Here is a 21600-nt window from a genome sequence, read left to right as displayed (position 1 = left end):
TTGCCGCAACACGGGCAGCCCGTCGATCTTCCCCCGTCGGCGGGCTGCCCCCTTTCCCGGCGCTCCGCCCCAGAACCCCGCCCTGCCCCCCACCCGACCCGGCCCGCCGGAAGCCACCGCGGGCACCCCCGTGGCCGGAACGCCTCGGCCGACGGTTTCGGACGGGCGGGTGGGACATGCGGTGACCGGTGCGTCTCGGGCCACAGTTCCGGGCGGGTGGGCAAAGACAACGGACTGTCGGCGCGCTGTAGGCCCCCGGCCCACCCTGTCGGCAATCTGTCGGCAGCGCCTGCCATCGTCGTGGTCATGACGCGAATCGATGACAACCCCGCCGGCGGGCGTGCCGCCGTGACCGTACGGGGTCTGGTGAAGCACTACGGGGAGACCAAGGCCCTGGACGGCGTCGACCTGGACGTCCGCGAGGGCACCGTGATGGGTGTGCTCGGCCCGAACGGCGCCGGCAAGACCACCCTCGTCCGCATCCTGTCCACGCTGATCACCCCCGACGCCGGACAGGCCACCGTGGCCGGCCACGACGTCGTCCGCCAGCCCCGCCAGCTGCGCCGGGTGATCGGCCTGACCGGCCAGTACGCCTCGGTGGACGAGAAGCTCCCGGGCTGGGAGAACCTCTACATGATCGGGCGCCTGCTGGACCTGTCCCGCAAGGACGCCCGCACCCGCGCCGACGAACTGCTGGAGCGGTTCTCGCTGACGGAGGCCGCCAAGCGCCCGGCGTCGACGTACTCCGGCGGCATGCGGCGGCGCCTGGACCTGGCCGCCTCGATGATCGGGCGCCCCCAGGTGCTGTTTCTCGACGAGCCGACCACCGGCCTGGACCCGCGCACCCGCAACGAGGTGTGGGACGAGGTCAAGGCGATGGTCGGCGAGGGCGTCACCGTGCTGCTGACCACGCAGTACATGGAGGAGGCCGAGCAGCTCGCCTCGGAGCTGACCGTCGTGGACCGCGGCAAGGTCATCGCGAACGGCCGTATCGAGGAGCTGAAGGCCCGGGTCGGCGGCCGCACCCTCCGGGTGCGCCCGGTGGACCCGCTCCAGTTGCGCCCGCTCGCCGGCATGCTGGACGAACTGGGCATCACCGGGCTCGCGACCACCACCGTGGACACCGAGACCGGCACGCTGCTGGTGCCGATCCTGAGCGACGAGCAGCTGACCGCGGTGGTCGGCGCGGTCACCGCGCGCGGTATCACCATCTCCTCCATCACCACCGAACTGCCCAGCCTGGACGAGGTGTTCCTGTCCCTCACCGGTCACCGTGCCGGTGCCCCGCAGGACGCGACGCCCGCCGACGACCGCGAGGAGGTCGCCGTATGAGCGCCACCACCACCCTGCCCGTGACCGACGGCGTCGCCGACGCGCACATCACGCTGCGCGGCCACCTGCGTCACACCGGGGCGCTGATCCGCCGCAATCTGCTGTGGATCCGCCAGGACCCGGAGTCGATGTTCGACGCGCTGCTGATGCCGATCGTCTTCACGCTGCTGTTCGTCTACGTCTTCGGCGGTTCGATCGGCCAGGCCCTCGGCGGCGGCCAGGACAGGTACGTGCAGTACGTCATTCCCGGCATGCTGGCGATGATGAGTATGACGATGTCGCAGGGCGTCGGCACCGGCTTCAGCCAGGACTTCAACAGCGGTGTCATGGACCGTTTCCGGTCCCTGCCGATCGGGCGCGGCTCGGTGCTGTTCGCGAAGATCGCGGTGGAACTCGGGCGGATGCTGTTCGCCACGGCGGTCCTGCTGGTCGTCGCCGTCCTGGTGGGCTTCGACATCACCAGCTGGAGCGGGCTGCTCGCGGCGGTGGGCCTGTCCACGCTGTTCGCCTCGTCGATCATGTGGGTGTTCATCACGCTGGGCGTGGTGATGAAGAGCGCGCAGTCCGTGCAGGCGATGGGCTTCCTGGTGCTGTTCCCGCTGCAGTTCGGCTCGTCGATCTTCGCGCCGACGAAGTCGATGCCGGGCTGGCTGCAGGCCTTCACCGACTACAACCCGCTGTCCACGCTGGCGGACGCGGCGCGCGGCCTGATGGTGGGCGGCCCGGTCACGCACGACCTGTGGGTGACGGTGGGCTGGTCCGTGGCGATCACCGCGGTGATGGCGCCGGTCGCGATCCACAAGTTCCGCACCAAGAGCTGATCCGGGGACGGCAGGATCCGGACGCCGGGCCCCGGACCGGCACCTCACACCAGGGCGGTGGCCTCCACGAGGGAGAGGCCGCCGCCCTCGGCGTACGCGGCGTCGTAGTCCGGGCCGCCCAGCGCCTCGCGGATCCGCGCCTCGGTGAGCTCCGCGACGCGTTTCTCCACCCCGGAGGGGATGTGGCCGGCCGGCAGCAGGGCCTCGGCGGCACCCAGGCAGCGGGCGGCGTCCGCGGCTACGGCGCCACCGTCGTGGCCGGACAGGGCCATGGCGCCGACGGTGAGGCAGATGGAGGGAAGATGCGGGATGATCGCCTCGGCCAGCGGATCGCGCGCGAGCAGCAGCGCCTTGCGCACCTGGTCGAGAGCCTCCCCCGTACGGCCGTCGAGAGCGTCGAGCCAGGCCTCCTGGCCGATGATCATCGCGTCGAAGACCACGAAGTGGGCGATCTTGAACTCTTCGCGCAGCAGCCGCAGTTGCTCGCGCGCCTCGCCGGTGCGGTCGGTCAGGGAGAGCCAGACGGCGAGGAAGAGGCGGGCCGCGGGCATCGCCTCGTTGGCGGCGCCCTTCTGCTCGGCGATGACCTGGCGCAGCAGGCCCTCGCCGCGTTCGCAGTCGCCGGCCTCCAGCAGGACGCTGCCGAGGCGGGCGCCGAGCACGGCCATCTGGGCGTGGGCGCCGAGGCGTTCGGCGTGCCCGATGGCCGCCTCGTAGTCGGCGGCGGCCTCGCGGTAGGCGCCCTCGCGCTCACGCGCCTCGCCGCGCGCGGACAGCGCCTCGGCGATGCCCCAGTCGTCGCCGAGGCGGCGGAAGATCTCCAGCGACTCGTCGGCGTCCTTGCCCGCGTCCCCGGCCCAGACGGTGCGGTTGGCCAGCAGGTTGGCGCGCATCTGCAGCGCGCCGGCCAGTTCCCACTCGAAGCCGGGGGTCTCCCGGCAGGTCCGCACGGCCGCGTCGATGATCACGCGCAGCCGTTCCACTCCCCCGGTGAGCATCTCCGCGAAGAACCACAGGATGCCCGGCGCCCGGCAGGTCTGCGGCAGGCCGGGTTCGTAGACCTGGGTGATGGCGCGCAGCTTGGCCTGCGCCTCGGGCGTCTGCCAGAGGTCGAGTTCCATGTCCATGCAGGCCAGATGGGCGAGGTGGACGCCGCGCCGGGCCTCGTCGAGGACGTCACCGGCATAGGGCGGCGGGGCGTCGGTGCAGGGCTGCCACACCGGGCGCGCGCGGCGCAGCGGTTCGGCGAACGGGTCGGGTCCGAGCGACATGACCTCCTCGCACCAGGTGCGGGTCTCCAGGCGCTGGTCGCGCAACTGCCAGAACCGCAGCAGGGACTGGACCAGGGCGATCCCCTCCTGCTCGTCGCGCAGGGCGATGGCGTGGCGCAGGGCGGTGCGCAGGTTCTCGTACTCCAGCTCGATGCGTTCGACGGCGGCGCGCTGGCCCGGACCGCGCAGCAACGGGTCGGTGGTGCGGGCGAGTTCGCGGAAGTAGACGAGATGGGCGCGTTCGGCCGCGGCGCGGCCTCCGGCCTCGTCCAGGCGTTCGGCCGCGTACTCGGCGACGGTCTCCAGGAGCCGGTAGCGCATCGCGCCGTCCGCCGAAGGGGTGGCCACCACGAGGGACTTGTCGACGAGGGAGCCGAGCGCGTCCAGGGCGACCGGACCGCAGACGGCCTCGGCGGCGGGCAGGTCGCAGCCGCCCGCGAAGAGGGACAGGCGGCCGAGGACGTCGCGTTCGTCGGCGTCGAGCAGGTCCCAGGACCAGTCGACGACGGCGCGCAGGGTCTGCTGGCGGGGCAGCACGGTGCGGCTGCCGGAGGTGAGCAGCCGGAAGCGGTCGTCCAGCCGGTCGGCGATCTGGCGGGGCGTCAGCACGCGCAGCCGGGCGGCGGCCAGTTCGACCGCGAGGGGCAGTCCGTCCAGGCGGCGGCAGATCTCGGCGCACGCCTCGGGGTCGTCCTCGACGCGGAAGCCGGGCCGGGCCGCGGCGCCGCGTTCCGCGAGCAGCCGCAGCGCGACGGGCTCGGGCAGCGGCTCCACCGGTCTGAGCAACTCTCCGGGGACGCCGAGGGGTTCACGGCTGGTGGCGAGCACGGTCAGGTCGGGGCAGTCGGCCAGCAGCCGCTCGGCGAGGTGGGCGGCCGCCTCCACCACGTGCTCGCAGTTGTCGAGGATGACCAGCATGCGGCGCCGGGCGCAGTGTTCGACGAGCCGGGCGACGGGGTCGTCGTAGCGGTCGGAGACGGCGCGCATGCCCTCGACGCCGGCGCCGTGCAGCACGGTCTCGCGGGCGCCGATCGCGGTGAGCACGGCCTGCGGTACGGCGGCCGGGTCGTCGACGGGGGCCAGCTCGGCCAGCCACACGCCGTCCCGCGCGAGGTGCCGTACGGCCTCGGCGGCCTCCTGCGACAGCCGGGTCTTGCCGGCCCCGCCGGGCCCGAGCAGGGTGACCAGGCGGGCGCCCGTGAGGTCGGCGCCGATGGTCCGGATGTCGCTCTCGCGGCCGACGAAGGAGGTGAGCCGCGCCCGCAGATTGCCCGGCGCGGCGGGGACCGGGCCCATCGGGGCCGACGGCGCGGCGAGCACGGCGGACACCGGACCGGGTACGGCGGACACGGAGACGTGCCTCGGCGCGGCGGCCACGGGCGCCGGGGCGGGTGTGGGCGCGGGGGCCCGCTGGGTCAGCAGTTCGGTGTGCAGGGCGCGCAGCGCGGGGCCCGGGTCGGAACCGAGCCGCTCCGCGAGCAGCCGTCGTACGTCCTCGTAGCCGGCCAGCGCCTGGGCGGGGCGCCCGGCGTCGCGCAGGGCGCGCAGGCGCAGCGCCTGGAGGGGTTCGTCCAGCGGGTGGCTGTCGCACAGGGCCGCCAGCTCGGGCAGGGACTCCTCGGCCCGGCCGAGGGCGAGGGCGGCCGAGTGCCGGGCGCGCAGGGCGTCCAGCCGGCGGGTCTCGAAGCGGGCCGCCTCGGCGGTGCGGTCGGGCAGGTCGGCGAGGGCGGGTCCGCGCCAGAGGGCGAGGGCCTCGTCCAGGAGGGCGCGGGCACCGGCCGGGTCGCCGTCGGTCAGGGCGCGCAGGCCTTCGCCGGTCAGCCGGTCGAAACGGTTGAGGTCGATGTCGTCGGGGGCGGCGGTGAGCCGGTAGCCGCCCTCGGCGGAGGCGACGGCGTCCGCGCCGAGCGCCCGGCGCAGGCGTCCGACCAGGGCCTGGAGCGCGCCGGCGGAGTCCGCGGGCGGCTCGTCCCCCCACACCTCCTCCACCAGTACCCCGACGGGTACGGTGCGGCCGGGCCGCAGCGCGAGCACGCTCAGCAGGGCGCGCAGCCGCGCCCCGCCGACGGGGACGGCCGTGCCGTCGGGGCGGAGTGCCTGGGTGGTGCCGAGAAGCCGGTAGCGCACGGGGTCCATTGTCCCTGGGGACGCCCCCGCTCCGCCCCCGGGTTTCGGACCCTCGGGAACTGTGCGGAACGGGCGCGCGCGAACCGTGGGGAACCGATCCGCGCGAACCGTGCGGAACCGGCCCGCCTGAACCCTGCGGAACCGGCCCACGCCAACCCTGCGGAACCGGCTCGCGCGAACCCTGCGGAACCGGCCCACGCCAACCCTGCGGAACCGGCCCGCGTGAACACTGCGGAACCTCCGGCCGCCCGCGGGACGTTTCCACCGCACCACCGGTACGGTCGAGGCCGTCATCGTCAGCGACACGAGTCAGGAGTCCCATGACCACCGCCACCACCCGCCGGGCCGAGCGCCGGGTCAGTCCCGTCTTCGCCGGGATCCTGGCCGTCATGGCGGTGACCGGCTGGGCGACCTGGACGGGGTTCGCCGCGCAGCCGGGCCTCGCGGTGTTCCTGTTCGTGACCTCGGCCTGGGTCGTCTCCCTGTGCCTGCACGAGTACGCGCACGCGCGCACCGCCCTGCACAGCGGGGACATCTCGGTGGGCTCGAAGGGTTATCTGACGCTGAACCCGCTGAAGTACACGCACGCCCTGCTGAGCGTCGTGCTCCCGGTGCTGTTCGTGATCATGGGCGGCATCGGTCTGCCGGGCGGCGCGGTGTTCATCGAGCGCGGACGCGTCCGGGGCCGCTGGCGGCACAGCCTGATCTCGGCGGCGGGTCCGCTGACGAACGTGCTGTTCGCGATCGTGTGCACGGCGCCGTTCTGGCTGCACGCGCTCGACGGCGTGCCCCGCGACTTCCGGTTCGCGCTGGCGTTCCTCGCCCTGCTCCAGGTGAGCGCGGCGATCCTGAACTTCCTGCCGGTGCCGGGCCTGGACGGGTACGGGGTGATCGAGCCGTGGCTGTCGTACCGGATCAAGCGGCAGGTGGAGCCGTTCGCCCAGTGGGGCCTGATGCTGGTGTTCGCGCTGCTGTGGGTGCCGTCGGTCAACCAGGCGTTCTTCGGCCTGGTCGACACCGTGATGCGCGCGCTGGGCGTGGATGCCGGTTCCTCGGACTGCGGCTACCGGCTCTACCGCTTCTGGAACGGCACCCCCGAGCTGTGCCTGATCAGCCCGTGACGGAGCAGCCGCCTCAGCCCGTCGCGGAGCCGCCGCGCGCCGCGGCGGCGGCCCGGCCGCGCCGGACGGCGAGGAAGGTCATGTTGGACGACAGGCCCGCCAGCAGCACCCAGACGATCCCCAGCCAGCTGCCCTGGACGAACGAGACGACCGCCGCGACCACGGCGAGGACGCAGACGATCAGGCTGTAGAGGGCGATGCGGGGCATGGGGTTCGGCTCCTGTCGGGGGACACTGCTACGCCGACCAGTGTCCCCCATGTCCCCCGCGCGCCCGTCGCCCGGGCACGCCGGGGTGTCTCACACGTCGGTGACGCGCAGCCCGGCGTGGGCCTTGTACCGGCGGTTGACGGAGATCAGGTTGGCGACCAGCGCCTCCACCTGGTGGGCGTTGCGCAGCCGGCCCGCGAAGACACCGCGCATGCCGGGGATGCGCGCGGCCAGCGCCTGCACCAGGTCGGTGTCGGCCCGCTTGTCGCCGAGGACCATCACATCGGTGTCGATCTCCTCGGTCTCCGGGTCCTCGAGGAGGACGGCCGACAGGTGGTGGAAGGCGGCGGTGACCCGGGAGTCCGGGAGCAGGGCCGCGGCCTGCTGGGCGGCGCTGCCCTCCTCGGGGGTGAGCGCGTAGGCGCCCTGCTTGTCGAAGCCGAGCGGGTTGACGCAGTCCACGACGAGCTTGCCGGCCAGCTCCTCGCGCAGCGCGGCGAGGGTCGCGCCGTGGCCCTCCCACGGAACGGCGACGATCACGATGTCGCTGCGGCGCGCGGTCTCGGCGTTGTCGGCGCCCTCGATGCCGTGGCCGAGTTCCCCGGCGGCCGCTTCGGCGCGCTCGGCGGCGCGCGAACCGATGATCACCTTCTGGCCGGCCCTGGCGAAGCGGTAGGCCAGGCCCTTGCCCTGGGGGCCGGTGCCGCCGAGCACGCCGACGACGAGTCCGGAGACGTCGGGCAGGTCCCAGGGGTCCTTGGCGGGGGCCTTCGCGGCGGTGGGTGCGCTGTCGGTAGAGGTCATGCGCCGACTGTACGTCCGTGACGGGCGGGGTGCCGGGGCGGGTGGGCCGCGTCCCGGGCACGGGGGCGGCACGGGCCGTGGCGGGCGGGAACGGGCCGGGAGCGGCGGGGTGCGCGGGCCGCGCAGGGGACCGGCAGGCCCGCGCGGGACGGGCGCAACCCGGCCGGAACCGTGGGCCGGTGTCGCCAGGTCGGGCGAATCCGGGGCGAACTCCTCGCCGCCCCGCGCGGGTTGCGGCAGGATGCGGTCGCATGGACGCCGTACGGGTCGCGTTGCTGCGTGAAGTGCTCGCCGGGACGGAGTGGTTGGGGGCCACCCGGCGGTTCGCGAGCGGGCTGCGCGGCTCGGTGGTGGCGCACGGGGGCGGGCTGCTGCTGGTGGGCACGCCCGCGTACGAGCCGTGGCACCTGGCCGCGCATCTGGTGGACGAGGCGGCCTGGTCGGGCACGCCCGAGCTGGCCCCGGTCCTGGTGCGGCACGGCGCCCGCCCCGGCGACCCCGCCCATCTCGCCGTCGGACCGGGCCGGATCGAGGAGGCCCGGCGCGGGGAGACCCTCCTGGTGGTGGCCCCCGAGGAGCCGGCGGGCCTGCTGGAGCGGGTCCACGCGGCACGGCGCGCCGGGGCGACCGTGCTGTCCCTGGGCGCGGCGGCGGGCGAGCTGGCCGCGATGTCGCACGACACGCTGACCGTCCCGGAGGCGGCGGAGCTGGACCTGGACAGCGTCCAGCACCTGGTCAGCGCGGCGGCCGGCGAGAACGGCGGCCCCCCGGGGGCCCGCCGGGGCTTCTGGGACCGCCTGTCACGTCTGGCGGAGCTCCTGACGGCCCCGCCGTCCGCCCCCTGGTGAACGGCTCGGACTCAGGCAGGAGTGCCCGGCGTGTCGCCGTCCGCCGCGTCGTCCTCCGCCGCGCGGTCGTGCCAGCGCGGGTCGGTCTCCCATTCGAGGTTGCGTTCGCGCGCGGTCTCCAGGGCGCGCTGCGCCTCCTGCGGGCTGGTGTACGGGCCGAACCGGTTCTTTCCCGGGCAGTCGGGCCCCTCCTCGACCTTCTTGTGCTCCAGGCAGTAGTACCACTCGCCCGGCTTGCCGACGGTGCGCTTCTTGAACAGGGCCATCGACCACTCCTCTCGCCACCCACATGTTCCCGCATGCCCGCTGGTTAGACTCGCTGGCATGTCTGGCCAGTCGCTGCTCGTACCAGGGGAGCTGTCTCCCACCCGTCCGGTGCCCGGAAACATCCGTCGCCCCGAGTACGTCGGAAAGCCCGCGCCCACGCCCTACACCGGTCCCGAGGTGCAGACCCCGGAGACCGTCGAGGCGATGCGGACCGCCGGCCGCATCGCCGCACGGGCGATGGAGGAGGCGGCGAAGATCATCGCCCCCGGCGTGACCACCGACGAGCTGGACAAGGTCGCGCACGACTACATGTGCGACCACGGGGCCTACCCCTCCACGCTCGGCTACCGCGGCTTCCCCAAGTCGCTGTGCACGTCGGTCAACGAGGTCATCTGCCACGGCATCCCGGACTCGACGGTCCTCAGGGACGGCGACATCGTCAACCTGGACGTGACGGCGTACATCGGCGGGGTGCACGGCGACAACAACGCCACCTACCTCGTCGGGGACGTGGACGAGGAGTCGCGGCTGCTGGTGGAGCGGACCCGTGAGTCGCTGAACCGGGCGATCAAGGCGGTCAAGCCGGGCCGGCAGATCAACATCATCGGCCGGGTCATCGAGTCGTACGCCAAGCGCTTCGGCTACGGCGTGGTGCGGGACTTCACCGGCCACGGCATCAGCACCTCGTTCCACTCCGGGCTGATCGTCCCGCACTACGACAGCCCGCACGCGACGACCGTCATGCAGCCGGGGATGACGTTCACGATCGAGCCGATGCTGACGCTCGGCACGCACGAGTACGACATGTGGGACGACGGCTGGACCGTCGTGACGAAGGACCGCAGGCGCACCGCCCAGTTCGAGCACACGCTGGTCGTCACGGACACGGGCGCGGACATCCTGACCCTGCCCTGACGGGAACGGGAACGGGGACGGGACGGCGGCCGGGCGCGCGCCGCGCCGGTCCCCGGCCACCGCTCCGGAAAGACCCCTACCGCTCCAGGTAGACCCGCCCGCCGACCTCCACCCAGCCGTGCGGCTGGGGCGCGGTCAGGATCTGGGACCCCGTGCCCTGGGTGATGTTCAGGGCACGGCCGAGCCGGTCGGTGAGCAGGAGGGCCGCGGCGCCGGTCGCCTCGTCCTCCTCGATGCCGTCGCCCCGGCCGGGGAAGGCCCGGGCGCGCACCCGGCCGGCCGACTCGTCCGCCCAGGCCCAGGCGTAGATCCACTCGCCGGGCGGCGGCACGTCGAGGGCGTCGACCTCGGCGGCGGTGGCGTACTGGCGCAGCGTGCGCGGCGGGGCCCACTCCGCGCGAGCCTCGATCCAGGTGAACTCGCCGTCCAGCCGGGTGCCCACCACCCCGGCGGGCGTGACCAGTTCGGGCACGTCGAGCAGCCACGCGGTGCCGACGCAGGGGTGTCCGGCGAACGGCAGCCGCAGGGTGGGGGTGTAGATGTCGATCACTCCGCGCTCGGGGTCGTCCACGAACACGGTCTCGCTGAAGCCGAGTTTCGCGGCGAGCTCCTGCCGGTCGCTCCGCTCCGGCACGACCGAGCCGTTGCGGACGACACCGAGTTCATTGCCGTAGCCGCCGTTCGGTCCGCAGAACACGCGGAGTACGTCGTAGTCAGTCACGGGGAAATTGAAGCATCGCGGCGGCGGCGAGGACGTCCCAGGCGGGAGCGCCTCCGGGCGGGTGCCGGGAGCGGCCGGGTCCCGGGAACGCGAGGTGCCGCCGCTCCCCCGCCGGCCTCCGGCGCACGGCGCGCGCCGTTCCGCCACCTCTTTGCCGTTTCCCGGTGTCCCCTTTGCGGAGAAGGGGGCGGGTAGGGGACGTCGGCCGTTCCGTGAGACCTGAATCACGATCCGAGGGGGTATTACTGAGGTAAGCCTCAGGTAAGTTAGGGCAGCCTCACCACACCAGATCGCTGGAGCCTGCATGCGAGCCGTCCGACTGACCGTCACCGCCGCCGCCACTGTGGCCGCTCTGTGCGCCCTGCCCGCGTGCACCGCCAAGAGCGATGCCAAGGACGGGGACGCCATCAAGGTCACCGCCGCCGACTCGACGTGCGAGACCTCCGCGAAATCGGTGCCGGCGGGCCAGGTCACGCTCAAGATCGAGAACAAGGGCGAGAAGGCGACCGAGGTCGAGATCCTCTTCCCCGACGACCGCATCGTCTCCGAGAAGGAGAACATCGGTCCGGGCACCAAGTACACGCTGACCGCCGAGGTGAAGGCCGGCTCGTACGAGATCGCCTGCCGTCCGGGCATGAAGGGGCGCGGGATCCGGCAGAAGCTGGACGTGACCGGCGCCGGTGCCGCCGCCAAGCGCGACCCGCGCCTGGACAAGGCCGTCGCCGACTACCGCGAGTACGCCCAGGAGCAGGCGGACGCCACCGTGCCGCTCGCCAAGGTCTTCGCCGACGCGATCCAGGCGGGCGACCTCGACGCCGCGAAGAAGGCGTACGCGCCCTCGCGGCTCGGCTGGGAGCGCACCGAGCCGGTCGCGGAGTCCTTCGGCGACATCGACCCCAAGACCGACACCCGCGCCGACGGCCTGGAGAAGGGCCAGAAGTGGACGGGCTGGCACCGGCTGGAGAAGGCCCTCTGGCAGGACAAGAAGATCGGCGCCGAGGAGAAGACCCTCGCCGGTCAGCTCGTCACCGACCTGACGGACTGGCAGAAGCGGGTCGGCAAGGCCGCGATCACCCCGACCTCCATGGCCAACGGCGCCAAGGAACTCCTCGACGAGGTCGCCACCGGCAAGGTCACCGGCGAGGAGGACCGCTACTCGCACACCGACCTGTCCGACTTCAAGGGCAACGTCGAGGGCGCGCAGAAGGCGTACGAGCTGCTGAAGCCCGTCGCCGCCAAGAACGACCCCGCGCTCACCGGTGAGCTGGACAAGCAGTTCACCGCGCTGGACACGCTGCTCGACAAGTACCGCTCCGCCAAGGAGTCCGGCGGCTTCATCTCCTACGACAAGGTCACCAAGGACCAGCGCAAGGAACTGTCGGACGCCGTCAACGCCCTCGCGGAGCCGCTGTCCAAGCTGGCCGCGGCCGTCGTGAAGTAGCCGGGAGCCCTACATGAGCGAGAACCAGGACCGCGGCGCCTCCGCCCCCTCCCGCCGGGCGCTGATCGGCTGGGGCGGGGCCGGCCTCGCGCTCGGCGCCGCCGCGGCGGGCGGCGCGGTGGCGGCGGCCAGGACCGGCGACGACGTGAGCCCGGCGGGCGCCGACGTCGGCGCCGCCGTCGAGTTCCACGGCGCCCACCAGGCGGGCATCGCCACCCCGGTCCAGGACCGGCTGCACTTCGCCGCGTTCGACGTGAAGACGGACGACCGCGCCGAGTTCGTGCAGATGCTGAAGGACTGGACGGAGGCCGCCCGCCGGATGACCGCCGGGCAGCCGGTCGGCGACGGCGCGTACGGCGGACTGGCCGAGGCGCCGCCGGACGACACCGGCGAGGCCCTGGGACTCAAGCCCTCGCGGCTCACCCTGACCATCGGCTTCGGACCGGCGTTCTTCGAGCGGTTCGGACTGTCCGGCAAGCGCCCGGAGGCACTGGCCGACCTGCCCGCGTTCCCGGGCGACAACCTGGACCGCTCCCGCACCGGCGGCGACCTGTGCGTCCAGGCCTGCGCGGACGACCCCCAGGTCGCCGTGCACGCCATCCGCAACCTGGCCCGCATCGGCTTCGGCAAGGTCGCCATCCGCTGGTCCCAGCTCGGCTTCGGCAAGACCTCGTCCACCACCCCGGACGCCCAGACGCCCCGCAACCTGATGGGCTTCAAGGACGGCACCCGCAACATCGCGGGCACCGAGACCGGGCGGCTGACGAAGCACGTGTGGGCCGGCGAGGGCGACGGCGGCGCGGACGCGCACTGGATGACCGGGGGCTCGTACCTCGTCGCCCGCCGCATCCGGATGAACATCGAGACCTGGGACCGGACCTCGCTGCAGGAGCAGGAGGACGTCTTCGGCCGGGACAAGAAGGAAGGCGCCCCGGTCGGCAGGGCCAAGGAGCACGACGCGCCGTTCCTGAAGGCGATGAAGCCGGACGCGCACGTGCGTCTCGCGCACCCCGACGCCAACGGCGGCATCACCATCCTGCGCCGCGGCTACTCCTTCACCGACGGCACCGACGGTCTCGGCCGCCTCGACGCGGGCCTGTTCTTCCTGGCCTACATGCGCGACGTGCGCAAGGGGTTCATCCCGCTGCAGCGCCGCCTGTCGGCCTCGGACGCGCTCAACGAGTACATCCAGCACGTGGGTTCGGCGGTCTTCGCCGTCCCGCCCGGCGTCCGCGACCAGGACGACTGGTGGGGCAGCACGCTGTTCTCGAAGGAGGCGTAGCCCGTGTTCTCCAACTACCTGATCGGACTGCGCGAGGGCCTGGAGGCGTCGCTCGTCGTCTGCATCCTCATCGCCTACCTCGTCAAGACCGGCCGCAGGGACGCCCTGAAGCCGATCTGGAGCGGCATCGGCATCGCGGTCGCCATCGCGATGGGCTTCGGCTGCGCCCTCGAGTTCGGCTCGCAGGAGATGACGTTCGAGGCGCAGGAGGCGCTCGGCGGCTCGCTGTCGATCGTCGCCGTCGGCCTGGTCACCTGGATGGTGTTCTGGATGCGGCGCACCGCCCGGCACCTGAAGTCCGAGCTCCACGGCAAGCTGGACACGGCCCTCGCCACGGGCACCGGCGCGCTGGTCGCCACCGCGTTCCTGGCCGTCGGCCGGGAGGGCCTGGAGACCGCGCTGTTCGTGTGGGCCTCGGTGCACGCGGCCGGCGACGGCACCCCGCGCCCGCTGATCGGCGCGGCCCTCGGCCTGGCGACGGCGGTCCTGCTGGGCTGGCTGTTCTACCGGGGCGCGCTGCGGATCAACCTGGCCAAGTTCTTCACCTGGACCGGCGGCATGCTGGTCGTGGTCGCGGCGGGCGTGCTGGCGTACGGCTTCCACGACCTCCAGGAGGCCAGCTGGATCCCGGGCATCACGGACCTCGCCTTCGACATCAGCGACACGATCGCGCCGGACAGCTGGTACGGCGCCCTGCTGAAGGGCGTGTTCAACTTCCAGCCGGATCCGACGGTCGTCCAGGTCTCGGTCTGGGCCCTGTACCTGGTGCCGACCCTGTCCGTCTTCCTGCTCACCCCGGAGCTGCGCGCGCGGCTGAGCGGCGGACGGGCCCGGACGGCGGCCCCCGCGGCCGGGGACAAGGTCTCCGCGTCCGACTGACCCACCTCCGAGACGGCGTCCGGATGGCAGGATCCCTTCAGGGGACCGGCCGCCCGGGCGCCGTCCGCGTCCCGGTAGGGTTCGCCTCCGGAAAGGGGAGGGTGAAGGCACCTCATGAGCAGGGATCGCAGGCGCGGCGGACTCCGCAGGCGCGACCGGAACGCACTCATAGCGGCCTCACTGGCCGCTCTGTCGCTGACGGCGAGCGGCTGCGTGGTGGTCCACGGGGAACGCGTGGTGCTTCCCGCGACCACCCGTGCCGAGGCCGCCAAGGCCCTCCAGGGTTTCACCGACGCGTACAACAAGGCCGACAAGGCGTACGACAGTTCACTGGACGCGGACCATGTCACCGGGCCGCTGGCCGACATCGACGCGGCCCGGCTGAAGGCGGGGCACGCCAACAGCCCTTCCGGCAACGCGAACCACACACCGCTGGAACTGACGGACGCGAAGTTCACGATCCCGAAGAAGGCCGGCTGGCCCCGCTGGTTCGTCGCGGACGCCCACGGCAACAAGGGCGGCACGGCCCGCTGGATGCTCGTCTTCACCCGTGACTCCCTCGGCGCGCCCTGGCGGGTGGCCTATCTGACGCTGCTCGCGCCGGGCGACGTACCGGAGTTCAGGACGGACAAGGACGGCTGGGCCGAGGCGGTGCCCGCGAACTCCACCGGGATCGCGGTCCCGCCGGGCGAACTGAGCAAGGACTACACGGACTACCTCAAGCACGGCGGGACAACGTTCGCCGACGGCCGGAACACCAGCGGCTGGCGCACGGCCCGGGAGCAGCAGGCCAGCAAGCCGGGTCTGGCACGGCAGTTCATCGACGAGCCGCTGACCGACGGCGGCTACGCGCCGCTCGCGCTGCGCACGGCGGACGGCGGGGCGCTGGTCTTCTTCACCACGCGCCACTACGAGAAGCAGACCGCCGCCGCGGGCACCTCCATCACCGTCCCGAACAAGGACGTGCAGGCCCTGACCAAGGGCGACGTCGAGCAGACGCTGACGCTGGAGTTCGTCTCCAACGAGGCCGCCCTCGACCCGGCCGGCAGCGGCCGCGTGAAGGTGCTGGGCCGGGTGCAGGGCCTGACGGCGGCCCGGGGCGAATGAGCCGGGGACGGCCGGGGACCGGAGGCTGAGCCGCCGGCCGCCGGCCGCCGGTGTCCGGGGGCCGAGGCGGCCGCGGTCCGGTGGGTCGGTGGCGCAGGGGCCAGGCGGTCAGTGGCGCAGGGGCCAGGCGGTGTCGGCGTGGCCGTGGTCCGTGCCGGCGTGCCGGGCGCAGGAGTCCGTGAGCACCTCCAGCAGGCTCAGCGGCTCGGGCAGTCCGTGCTCCGGGCCACGTACCCAGCGCACCTCCCGTCCGGTGTCGCCGGGCAGCCGGGCGGGCGGTACGAGGACGTAGGAGCCCCGGCAGTGCCAGCGCAGTCCGGGGTGCTCGTCCATGGTCTCGGGGTGGCAGTCCAGCGCGCAGGGCCACCACTCGTCCTCGTCCTCAGGGGTGCCCCGGGTGAGGGTGAAGAACAGCATGCGGCCGTCGTCGCTCTCGGCGACGGGGCCGACCTCGATGCCGTCGGCGAGCAGGCGCTCCAGCGCCTCCCGGCCGGCCGCGAGGGGCACGTCGAGGACGTCGTGGACCATGCCGGTGGCGGTGATGAAGTTGGCGTCCGGCTGGTCGCGGGTCCAGCGCTCGATCTGCGCGCGGTCCGTGGTCGACTGCGTCTGCCAGGCCTGCGACACCGGGTGCCGGGCCGGGGTGGGACAGCCGACGCGGTCGCAGGAACAGCCGTAGCCGGGGGCCGGATGCGCGGCGGGGGCCAGCGGCAGTCCCGCCTCGGCGGCGGCGCGCAGCAGGGCGTCACGGCCGCCGTCGTCGGCGGTCTCCTTCGGGCGCCGTCCGCGCAGCCACTGGGAGAGTCTGCCCTGCCGGCCGGAACGGCCGCCGAACGTCGCGCTCATCTGTCCCCTCGCCTCGCTGTGTGCGGACAGCATGCCTCATCGTCCCACCTTCTCGCGCTCCGGGGGGTCCGGGCAGGGATCCGGAGGAACCGGGCGAGATGTGCCTCACATCCTGCGCGCAGCCCGGCGGCCGGCTCCGCCCTTTCCAGGTCCCGGCCCCCTGGACGCTCCGATTCCCGTGGCTCCCGGTCCGCTCCGAGCCCCGGGACTCCCAGCCGCTCCGGGTCTGCATGGCGTCGCGGGGCAGACGGGAGTTCGACGACAGGTGCTAGCCCGCCGCGGGGTCCTGGTCCGCGGGGGCGGTGTCCTCGTCGCCGCGGGGCGGCCAGGGGTCTCCCCAGTCGGCGTCCCTGGCCTGCTTGTACAGGTCGCCGTGGCGCTTGGTGACCGTCGTACGGCGCAGCCGCTCGTCGGCCTCGCACAGGTCGAGCAGGACCTGGCCCTTGCGGATCTGCGGCCGGCGCACGATCCGCGCGGGCGCGGGGCCGGCGGGCAGCCGGGTGGCGGCGACGTAGCTGAACTTCTCGTCCTCGTACGCCAGGGAACCGCCCTTGACCTGCCGGTGCAGGGAGGAACGGCTGACCCGCGCGGCGAAGTGGCACCAGTCCGTGCCGGGCACGATGGGGCAGGCGGCGGAGTGCGGGCAGGGCGCGGCGACCCGGAACCCGGCGCGGACCAGCCGGTCGCGGGCCTCGATGATCCGGTCGTAGCCGGCGGGGGTGCCGGCCTCCACGATCACCACGGAGCGGGCGGCGGCCGCGGCCGCGTCGACGAGGGCCGCGCGGTCCGCCTCGGCGAGCTCGTTGAGGACGTACGACACGGTGACGAGGTCGGTGTCCTCCAGGGCGAGCGCGCTGCCGATCCGGGCGCGCTGCCAGCGGGCGTCGCGCAGCGCGGGGTTGGCCGCGGCGATCTCCCGGCCGAGCGCGAGCGCGGGCTCGGCCCAGTCCAGCACGGTCACCGGCCGGGTCCCGTCCCAGGTGTCGGTCACCGCCCAGGTCGCCGCGCCGGTGCCGCCGCCGATGTCCACATGGCTGCCGGGCGTCCATCCGGGCACGGCCTGCGCGAACGCCCACAGCGCGGCGCGCACCGCCTCGAAGGTGGCCGGCATCCGGTAGGCGGCGTAGGCGGCCACGTCCGCGCGGTCCCGCAGGATCGGGGCGTCGGTGGGAGTGGCGCCCCGGTAGTTCGCGATCAGCCGCTCGACGGCTCCGGCGGCCTGCCGGGGCGGAAGTCCGTCGAGCAGTCCGGCCAGGGCGGTGCGCAGGGTGTCGGCTGGGGATGCGGGGGCGTTCACCGGGCGATTCTCTCAGGTGCCGGACACCGCGGGGTAACGCCGCCGCCCCTCCGCCCCGGCCCGCCCGGCCACCGGCCCGGCCCCGGCCGTCGGGGCGTACCCGGCCGCGCAGCAGCCAGGCACCCCGCCACCGCGACGCCCGCGCAGCAGCCAGGCACCCCGGCCCACGCCCCCGCGCCCGCCCGGCATCCCACGCCGGCCCCGCGGCGACCGCGAGGTGCCGGCCGGCGGGCGGCTTGGTCAGGCGTCGCGCACCGCTCTCGCCAGCCATGTCGCCGCCGCGGCCCGCGGCCGGCTGTCCGGAGCGCTTCTGCGGGGGTGGACGGTGTTCGCGAGGAGGACGAGGAAGGTGTCGGTCGCCGGGTCGAGCACGAGCGAGGTGCCGGTGAACCCGGTGTGCCCCGCCGCTCCCCCGCCCGCCAGCTCGCCCATGAACCACGGCTGGTCCACCGCGAAGCCGAGGCCGGGCGCGGCCAGCAGCAGCTCGGTGAAGTCGGGGCCGAGGATGCGGGCCGGGCCGTAGGAGCCGCCGGCGAGGAGGGTGCGGCACAGGACGGCGAGGTCGTGGGCGGTGGAGAACAGCCCGGCATGGCCCGCGACCCCGCCGAGCGCCCAGGCGTTCTCGTCGTGGACGACACCCCGCAGCATCCCCCGGTCGGCCTTGGCCCACGGCCGCCGCTGGTCCTCCGTCGCCGCCGCGCCGGGGCACGGGCCGAAGGCGGTCGCGGTCATGCCCAGCGGGCGGGTGATGCCGCCCTCGATCAGCACGTCGAGGGTGAGTCCCGTGCACCGCTCCAGCACGCACTGGAGCAGCAGCATGTTGAGGTCCGAGTAGAGGTGGGTGCCGGGTGCGGCGAGCGGCGCCTCGGCGCGCAGCAGGGCGAGCCGGGCCGTGTCGTCGGGGCAGTCGTACAGCGGGAGTTCGGGGCGCAGCCCGGAGGTGTGGGTGAGCAACTGCCGCACGGTGAGGCCGTGTCGCGCGGCGGCGGTGAACTCGGGGAGGTAGGCGCCGACGCGGGCGTCGATGCCGAGGGTGCCGCGCTCGATCTGCTGCACGGCGGCGACGGACGTGAACAGCTTGGTGAGCGACGCCAGGTCGAAGGGGGTGTCCACGGTCATCGGAACCCTTGCGGCGGGCGGCAGTTCGACGCCTTCCCCGCTGTCGGGGTCGCAGGAGGAGTGGCGGACGGCCCAGCCGGCGGCCTCGGCGACGGCGATCACCGGGCCGCGTCCGGCCAGGACGACGGTGCCGGCCGCCCAGGGCCGGGGCCCCTCGGTGAGGGCGCGCACCCCGTCGGCCAGGTGCGCGAGCGCGGCGGGGTCGAGCCCGGCCCGTTCCGGTGTGCCGGCGCGGAGTCTCGGTGCGCTCAGTGCTCTTCTCCTTCCGGCCCCGGGCTTCGCCTCCAGGGACGGCACATTCCCATGAAGCAGACCGCCGCGACCAGCGCACCGCCCAGTTGGACCAGCGCCATGGGCACGGCGGTGTGTTCTCCGGCCACGCCGACGAGCGGCGAGCAGACCGCGCCGACGAGGAAGGAGGAGGTGCCGAGCAGCGCGGACGCGGAGCCGGCGGCGTGCCGGGTGCGCTGCAGGGCGAGGGACTGGGCGTTGGGCAGGGTGATGCCCATGGCGGACATCAGCACGAACAGCGCGGCGGCCACCGGGGCCAGTCCGGTCGGCCCGAACACGCCCGCGCAGAGCAGCAGCAGGGCGGTCGCGGCCAGCACGATCAGGGCGAGGCCCACGGCGAGGACCCGGTCCAGCCGCACGCGTCCGACCAGCAGCTTGCCGTTGATCTGTCCGGCGGCCACCAGTCCGACCGAGTTGAGCCCGAACAGCAGGCTGAAGGTCTGCGGGGAGGCGCCGTAGATCTCCTGCACCACGAACGGCGAGGCGGTCACGTAGGCGAAGAGGGCGGCGAAGGCGAAGCCGCCGGTGAGCATGTAGCCGGTGAAGGGCAGGTCGCCGAGGAGGCCGCGCATGGTCCGCAGGGCCTCGCCGACGCCGCCCCGGTGGCGGGCGGCGGGCGGCAGCGTCTCGGGCAGCCGCAGCCGGACGGCCACCAGGACGACCGCTCCGAGTACCGCCAGGACGACGAAGACGCCCCGCCAGTCGGTCACCCTCAGGATCTGCCCGCCGATGAGGGGGGCGACGATCGGGGCCAGTCCGGAGATCAGCATCAGGGTGGAGAAGAAGCGGGCCATGGCCACGCCGTCGTACAGGTCGCGTACGACCGCGCGCGCGACGACGATTCCGGCGGCGCCCGCGAGGCCCTGCGCCAGCCGGAAGGCGATCAGCGCCTCGACGTTCGGCGCCAGGGCGCACAGGGCGGTGGCGACGAGGTAGAGCGCGAGTCCGGCCAGCAGGGGTCTGCGGCGTCCCCAGCGGTCGCTCATCGGGCCGATCACCAGCTGGCCGAGCGCCATCCCGGCCAGGCACGCGGTCAGCGTGAGCTGGACCGGCGCGGCGGGGGCGTGCAGGGTGCGGGTGACCTCCGGCAGCGACGGGAGGTACATGTCCATCGCGAGCGGAGTGGTGGCGGTGAGGGCGCCCAGCATCAGGGTGAGGAGCAGGCCGCCCGGGCGCTCCTCGGCGGGCGGTGCCTGCGCGGGAACGACGGCGGGTGCCTGCGCGGACGCGGCGGCAGGGGTGTGCCCGGGCGCGGGGGCAGGGGTCTGCCGTGTCCCGGGCGTCGGTATCGCCGGCGGCTCGGTCATCGGGCCCTCCCTCTGGTCCTGGGCGGGGCCCATTCTCCCGGGCCGGCCCGGGGCGAGTGCCTTGATCTGCGCAAACGGAATCTGAACGCCCGGACTATTGCGGCCCGTTGGCCGCATATGCTCGGATTTCCTTCACGATTACTTCACAGGTGATGCACCGGGTTCCGCGACCGCACCGAGAGGGGAGCCCGGCGGGGAGCGGGGCGGGAGGTGAGTCCCGCCCCCGTGCCGCCGCCCCGCGGGCGCGGTCTCAGCGGCGGTGCCTGCCGCCGGACTCCGTCGGGGATCCCGCCGCCGGCGTCTCCGCGGCGCCTTCCGCCGCGCCGCCCGCCTCCGCCTCCGCCCGCGCTTCCGCCTGGGGCTGCGTCTTCGCCGGCGCGGTCCGTGCCCGGCGCCGCCGCAGCAGCATCCAGGCGCCCGCGCCGAGCAGTGCCGCCGTCCCGGCGCCGCCCTCGGCCAGCCGCAGCGCGGAGGGACCGCCGGCGGCCGCGGCGGCCGTTCCCCCCGCGGCCGGCGCCTTCGGGTGCGCGGGGGTGGCGCCGGAGCCAGGACGGCCCCGGTTCTCGCTGACCGGATCGACGAGCACACCCACCGGCTCCGCCGAACTCCCGTGCGTGAAGCCCCAGTCGAGCAGCGCGGCGGTCTGCTCGTAGACGGCGTTGCTGCCGAGCGCCGGATGCATCACGGTGACCAGCAGGGTCCGGCCGTCGCGGGTGGCGGCGCCGGTGAAGGTGTTGCCGGCGTGGCTGGTGTAGCCGTTCTTCACCCCGATCAGGCCCTTGTACGTGCCCAGCCCCCAGGCGCCCGTGAGCAGGCGGTCGGTGTTCTGGATCTGGAAGGTCTTCTTGCCGCCGGCCGGGAAGTCGGCGGTGCGCGTACCGCAGTAGGCGCGGAAGTCGGGGTTCTTCAGACCGTGCCGGGCGAACAGCGTGAGGTCGTACGCCGAGGAGATCTGGCCCTTGTGGTCGAAGCCGTCGGGGCTGACCACATGGGTGTCCATGGCCTGCAGGTCCTCGGCCTTGGCCTGCATCTCGGCGACCGTCCGCGCGATGCCGCCGTTCATGTGCGCGAGCACGTGGACGGCGTCGTTGCCGGACCGCAGGAACACGCCCTGCCACAGCTGGTCGACGGTGTAGGTGATGCCGGGCTTGACGCCGACGAGGCTGGACCCGGAGGGCACGTCGGCCAGATCGGCGTCGGTGACCTTGTACCGCTGGGTCCGGTCGAACTTCTGCAGCACGGTGTCCGCGAACAGCATCTTCAGCGTGGACGCCGGGGCGAGCCGGCGATGCGCGCCGAAGGAGGCGAGCACCTCCCCGGTGTCCGCGTCGGCGACGATCCAGGAGCGGGCGGTGAGCTTCTTGGTGGGCAGTCCGCCGGCACCGCGCACCTGCACTCCGCCGCGCGCCAGGCGATCGCCGCCGATGACGGCGGCCTCGGCGGCGGAGGCGGGGCTGGTCGCGGAGAGCGGAAGAGCGGCGGCGGTCAGCCCGAGGACGGCACGCCGGCTGAGCCGGGAACAATCACGCACTCGGGGACCGTACACCGCGCCCAGCAGGGGTTTCGCCGCGGACGGCCCTCAGGGGCAAGGAATTT

General features: G+C 73.8%; 19 protein-coding genes. 9 read left to right on the top strand and 10 right to left on the bottom strand.

Annotated features, from left to right (window positions below):
- Positions 1 to 306 precede the first annotated feature (306 nt).
- Positions 307 to 1332: an ATP-binding cassette domain-containing protein gene (locus ACIPRD_RS19810; RefSeq protein ID WP_356398076.1), complete on the top strand. Its 1026-nt coding sequence runs from the start codon at positions 307 to 309 to the stop codon at positions 1330 to 1332.
- Positions 1329 to 2153 carry an ABC transporter permease gene (locus ACIPRD_RS19805; protein ID WP_356398074.1) on the top strand — a complete coding sequence of 275 codons (825 nt, stop codon included), beginning with the start codon at positions 1329 to 1331 and terminating at the stop codon, positions 2151 to 2153. The genes ACIPRD_RS19810 and ACIPRD_RS19805 overlap by 4 nt, the downstream gene beginning before the upstream one ends.
- A 44-nt stretch (positions 2154 to 2197) precedes the next feature.
- Here the strand turns inward: ACIPRD_RS19805 and ACIPRD_RS19800 are convergent, their stop codons facing one another.
- Positions 2198 to 5560 carry an AfsR/SARP family transcriptional regulator gene (locus ACIPRD_RS19800; protein WP_401564628.1) on the bottom strand — a complete coding sequence of 1121 codons (3363 nt, stop codon included), beginning with the start codon at positions 5558 to 5560 and terminating at the stop codon, positions 2198 to 2200.
- Positions 5561 to 5871: 311 nt separating this feature from the next.
- Here ACIPRD_RS19800 and ACIPRD_RS19795 point away from each other — a divergent pair, with 311 nt between their 5' ends.
- On the top strand, positions 5872 to 6672 hold the full coding sequence (locus ACIPRD_RS19795) for a site-2 protease family protein (RefSeq protein WP_401564625.1): 801 nt from the start codon (positions 5872 to 5874) through the stop codon (positions 6670 to 6672).
- 13 nt (positions 6673 to 6685) lie between these two features.
- Here the strand turns inward: ACIPRD_RS19795 and ACIPRD_RS19790 are convergent, their stop codons facing one another.
- Positions 6686 to 6931 carry a hypothetical protein gene (locus ACIPRD_RS19790; protein ID WP_401564622.1) on the bottom strand — a complete coding sequence of 82 codons (246 nt, stop codon included), beginning with the start codon at positions 6929 to 6931 and terminating at the stop codon, positions 6686 to 6688.
- 39 nt (positions 6932 to 6970) lie between these two features.
- Positions 6971 to 7684, bottom strand: a complete 714-nt coding sequence (gene npdG, locus ACIPRD_RS19785) for an NADPH-dependent F420 reductase (protein WP_356398062.1) — start codon at positions 7682 to 7684, stop codon at positions 6971 to 6973.
- 251 nt (positions 7685 to 7935) lie between these two features.
- On the opposite strand from npdG, the gene ACIPRD_RS19780 reads away from it, so the two are divergent.
- Complete coding sequence (locus tag ACIPRD_RS19780; protein ID WP_401564620.1) at positions 7936 to 8532, top strand: hypothetical protein; 597 nt, start codon at positions 7936 to 7938, stop codon at positions 8530 to 8532.
- Between the two features lie 11 nt (positions 8533 to 8543).
- Here the strand turns inward: ACIPRD_RS19780 and ACIPRD_RS19775 are convergent, their stop codons facing one another.
- Complete coding sequence (locus ACIPRD_RS19775; protein WP_401564618.1) at positions 8544 to 8798, bottom strand: hypothetical protein; 255 nt, start codon at positions 8796 to 8798, stop codon at positions 8544 to 8546.
- Positions 8799 to 8856: 58 nt separating this feature from the next.
- Between ACIPRD_RS19775 and map the strand changes: the two genes are divergently transcribed.
- The gene (gene map / locus ACIPRD_RS19770; protein WP_356398053.1) at positions 8857 to 9714 is read left to right on the top strand and encodes a type I methionyl aminopeptidase; all 858 of its coding nucleotides are present in this window, start codon (positions 8857 to 8859) and stop codon (positions 9712 to 9714) included.
- A 76-nt stretch (positions 9715 to 9790) separates the two neighbouring features.
- On the opposite strand, the gene ACIPRD_RS19765 is transcribed toward map, so the two are convergent.
- A complete protein-coding gene (locus tag ACIPRD_RS19765; protein ID WP_356398050.1) occupies positions 9791 to 10435 on the bottom strand; it encodes a PhzF family phenazine biosynthesis protein in 645 nt (214 codons plus the stop codon).
- A gap of 304 nt (positions 10436 to 10739) precedes the next feature.
- Here ACIPRD_RS19765 and efeO point away from each other — a divergent pair, with 304 nt between their 5' ends.
- The 4 genes from efeO to ACIPRD_RS19745 all read left to right on the top strand — a co-directional run bounded on the left by efeO (position 10740) and on the right by ACIPRD_RS19745 (position 15144).
- Positions 10740 to 11876 (top strand): iron uptake system protein EfeO, encoded by a 1137-nt coding sequence (gene efeO, locus ACIPRD_RS19760; protein WP_401564615.1) that lies wholly within the window; start codon positions 10740 to 10742, stop codon positions 11874 to 11876.
- A gap of 13 nt (positions 11877 to 11889) precedes the next feature.
- Complete coding sequence (gene efeB, locus ACIPRD_RS19755) at positions 11890 to 13158, top strand: iron uptake transporter deferrochelatase/peroxidase subunit (protein ID WP_401564612.1); 1269 nt, start codon at positions 11890 to 11892, stop codon at positions 13156 to 13158.
- 3 nt (positions 13159 to 13161) lie between these two features.
- Positions 13162 to 14037: an iron uptake transporter permease EfeU gene (gene efeU, locus ACIPRD_RS19750; RefSeq protein ID WP_356398041.1), complete on the top strand. Its 876-nt coding sequence runs from the start codon at positions 13162 to 13164 to the stop codon at positions 14035 to 14037.
- Between the two features lie 114 nt (positions 14038 to 14151).
- Positions 14152 to 15144, top strand: coding sequence for a hypothetical protein (locus ACIPRD_RS19745; protein ID WP_401564609.1), 993 nt, complete (start codon positions 14152 to 14154; stop codon positions 15142 to 15144).
- A gap of 108 nt (positions 15145 to 15252) precedes the next feature.
- Here ACIPRD_RS19745 and ACIPRD_RS19740 read toward each other — a convergent pair whose 3' ends face one another.
- From ACIPRD_RS19740 to ACIPRD_RS19720, 5 genes are all read right to left on the bottom strand, one after another.
- Entirely contained in the window at positions 15253 to 15990 is a 738-nt protein-coding gene (locus ACIPRD_RS19740) for a bifunctional DNA primase/polymerase (RefSeq protein WP_356399090.1), read from the bottom strand.
- A 268-nt stretch (positions 15991 to 16258) separates the two neighbouring features.
- Positions 16259 to 17287, bottom strand: coding sequence for a small ribosomal subunit Rsm22 family protein (locus ACIPRD_RS19735; protein WP_356398035.1), 1029 nt, complete (start codon positions 17285 to 17287; stop codon positions 16259 to 16261).
- Between the two features lie 240 nt (positions 17288 to 17527).
- On the bottom strand, positions 17528 to 18703 hold the full coding sequence (locus tag ACIPRD_RS19730; protein WP_356398032.1) for a serine hydrolase domain-containing protein: 1176 nt from the start codon (positions 18701 to 18703) through the stop codon (positions 17528 to 17530).
- Positions 18655 to 20004, bottom strand: a complete 1350-nt coding sequence (locus ACIPRD_RS19725) for a multidrug effflux MFS transporter (protein ID WP_401564605.1) — start codon at positions 20002 to 20004, stop codon at positions 18655 to 18657. The genes ACIPRD_RS19730 and ACIPRD_RS19725 overlap by 49 nt, the downstream gene beginning before the upstream one ends.
- Before the next feature lie 250 nt (positions 20005 to 20254).
- Positions 20255 to 21535 carry a serine hydrolase gene (locus tag ACIPRD_RS19720; protein WP_356398027.1) on the bottom strand — a complete coding sequence of 427 codons (1281 nt, stop codon included), beginning with the start codon at positions 21533 to 21535 and terminating at the stop codon, positions 20255 to 20257.
- Positions 21536 to 21600 lie beyond the last annotated feature (65 nt).

The sequence above is a fragment of the Streptomyces sp. NPDC090108 genome, from assembly GCF_044747185.1.
Classification (GTDB): domain Bacteria; phylum Actinomycetota; class Actinomycetes; order Streptomycetales; family Streptomycetaceae; genus Streptomyces.
The sequence above is the reverse complement of the archived record's forward strand: the minus strand, read 5'-3'. Positions and strand labels throughout refer to the sequence as shown.

Bases quoted from the DNA above. Each gene is read 5' to 3' on its own strand.
- ACIPRD_RS19810 (WP_356398076.1), top strand. From the start codon at position 307: ATGACGCGAATCGATGACAACCCCGCCGGCGGGCGTGCCGCCGTGACC.
- ACIPRD_RS19805 (WP_356398074.1), top strand. From the start codon at position 1,329: ATGAGCGCCACCACCACCCTGCCCGTGACCGACGGCGTCGCCGACGCG.
- ACIPRD_RS19800 (WP_401564628.1), bottom strand. From the start codon at position 5,560: ATGGACCCCGTGCGCTACCGGCTTCTCGGCACCACCCAGGCACTCCGC.
- ACIPRD_RS19795 (WP_401564625.1), top strand. From the start codon at position 5,872: ATGACCACCGCCACCACCCGCCGGGCCGAGCGCCGGGTCAGTCCCGTC.
- ACIPRD_RS19790 (WP_401564622.1), bottom strand. From the start codon at position 6,931: ATGGGGGACACTGGTCGGCGTAGCAGTGTCCCCCGACAGGAGCCGAAC.
- npdG (WP_356398062.1), bottom strand. From the start codon at position 7,684: ATGACCTCTACCGACAGCGCACCCACCGCCGCGAAGGCCCCCGCCAAG.
- ACIPRD_RS19780 (WP_401564620.1), top strand. From the start codon at position 7,936: ATGGACGCCGTACGGGTCGCGTTGCTGCGTGAAGTGCTCGCCGGGACG.
- ACIPRD_RS19775 (WP_401564618.1), bottom strand. From the start codon at position 8,798: ATGGCCCTGTTCAAGAAGCGCACCGTCGGCAAGCCGGGCGAGTGGTAC.
- map (WP_356398053.1), top strand. From the start codon at position 8,857: ATGTCTGGCCAGTCGCTGCTCGTACCAGGGGAGCTGTCTCCCACCCGT.
- efeO (WP_401564615.1), top strand. From the start codon at position 10,740: ATGCGAGCCGTCCGACTGACCGTCACCGCCGCCGCCACTGTGGCCGCT.
- efeB (WP_401564612.1), top strand. From the start codon at position 11,890: ATGAGCGAGAACCAGGACCGCGGCGCCTCCGCCCCCTCCCGCCGGGCG.
- ACIPRD_RS19745 (WP_401564609.1), top strand. From the start codon at position 14,152: ATGAGCAGGGATCGCAGGCGCGGCGGACTCCGCAGGCGCGACCGGAAC.
- ACIPRD_RS19740 (WP_356399090.1), bottom strand. From the start codon at position 15,990: ATGAGCGCGACGTTCGGCGGCCGTTCCGGCCGGCAGGGCAGACTCTCC.
- ACIPRD_RS19725 (WP_401564605.1), bottom strand. From the start codon at position 20,004: ATGACCGAGCCGCCGGCGATACCGACGCCCGGGACACGGCAGACCCCT.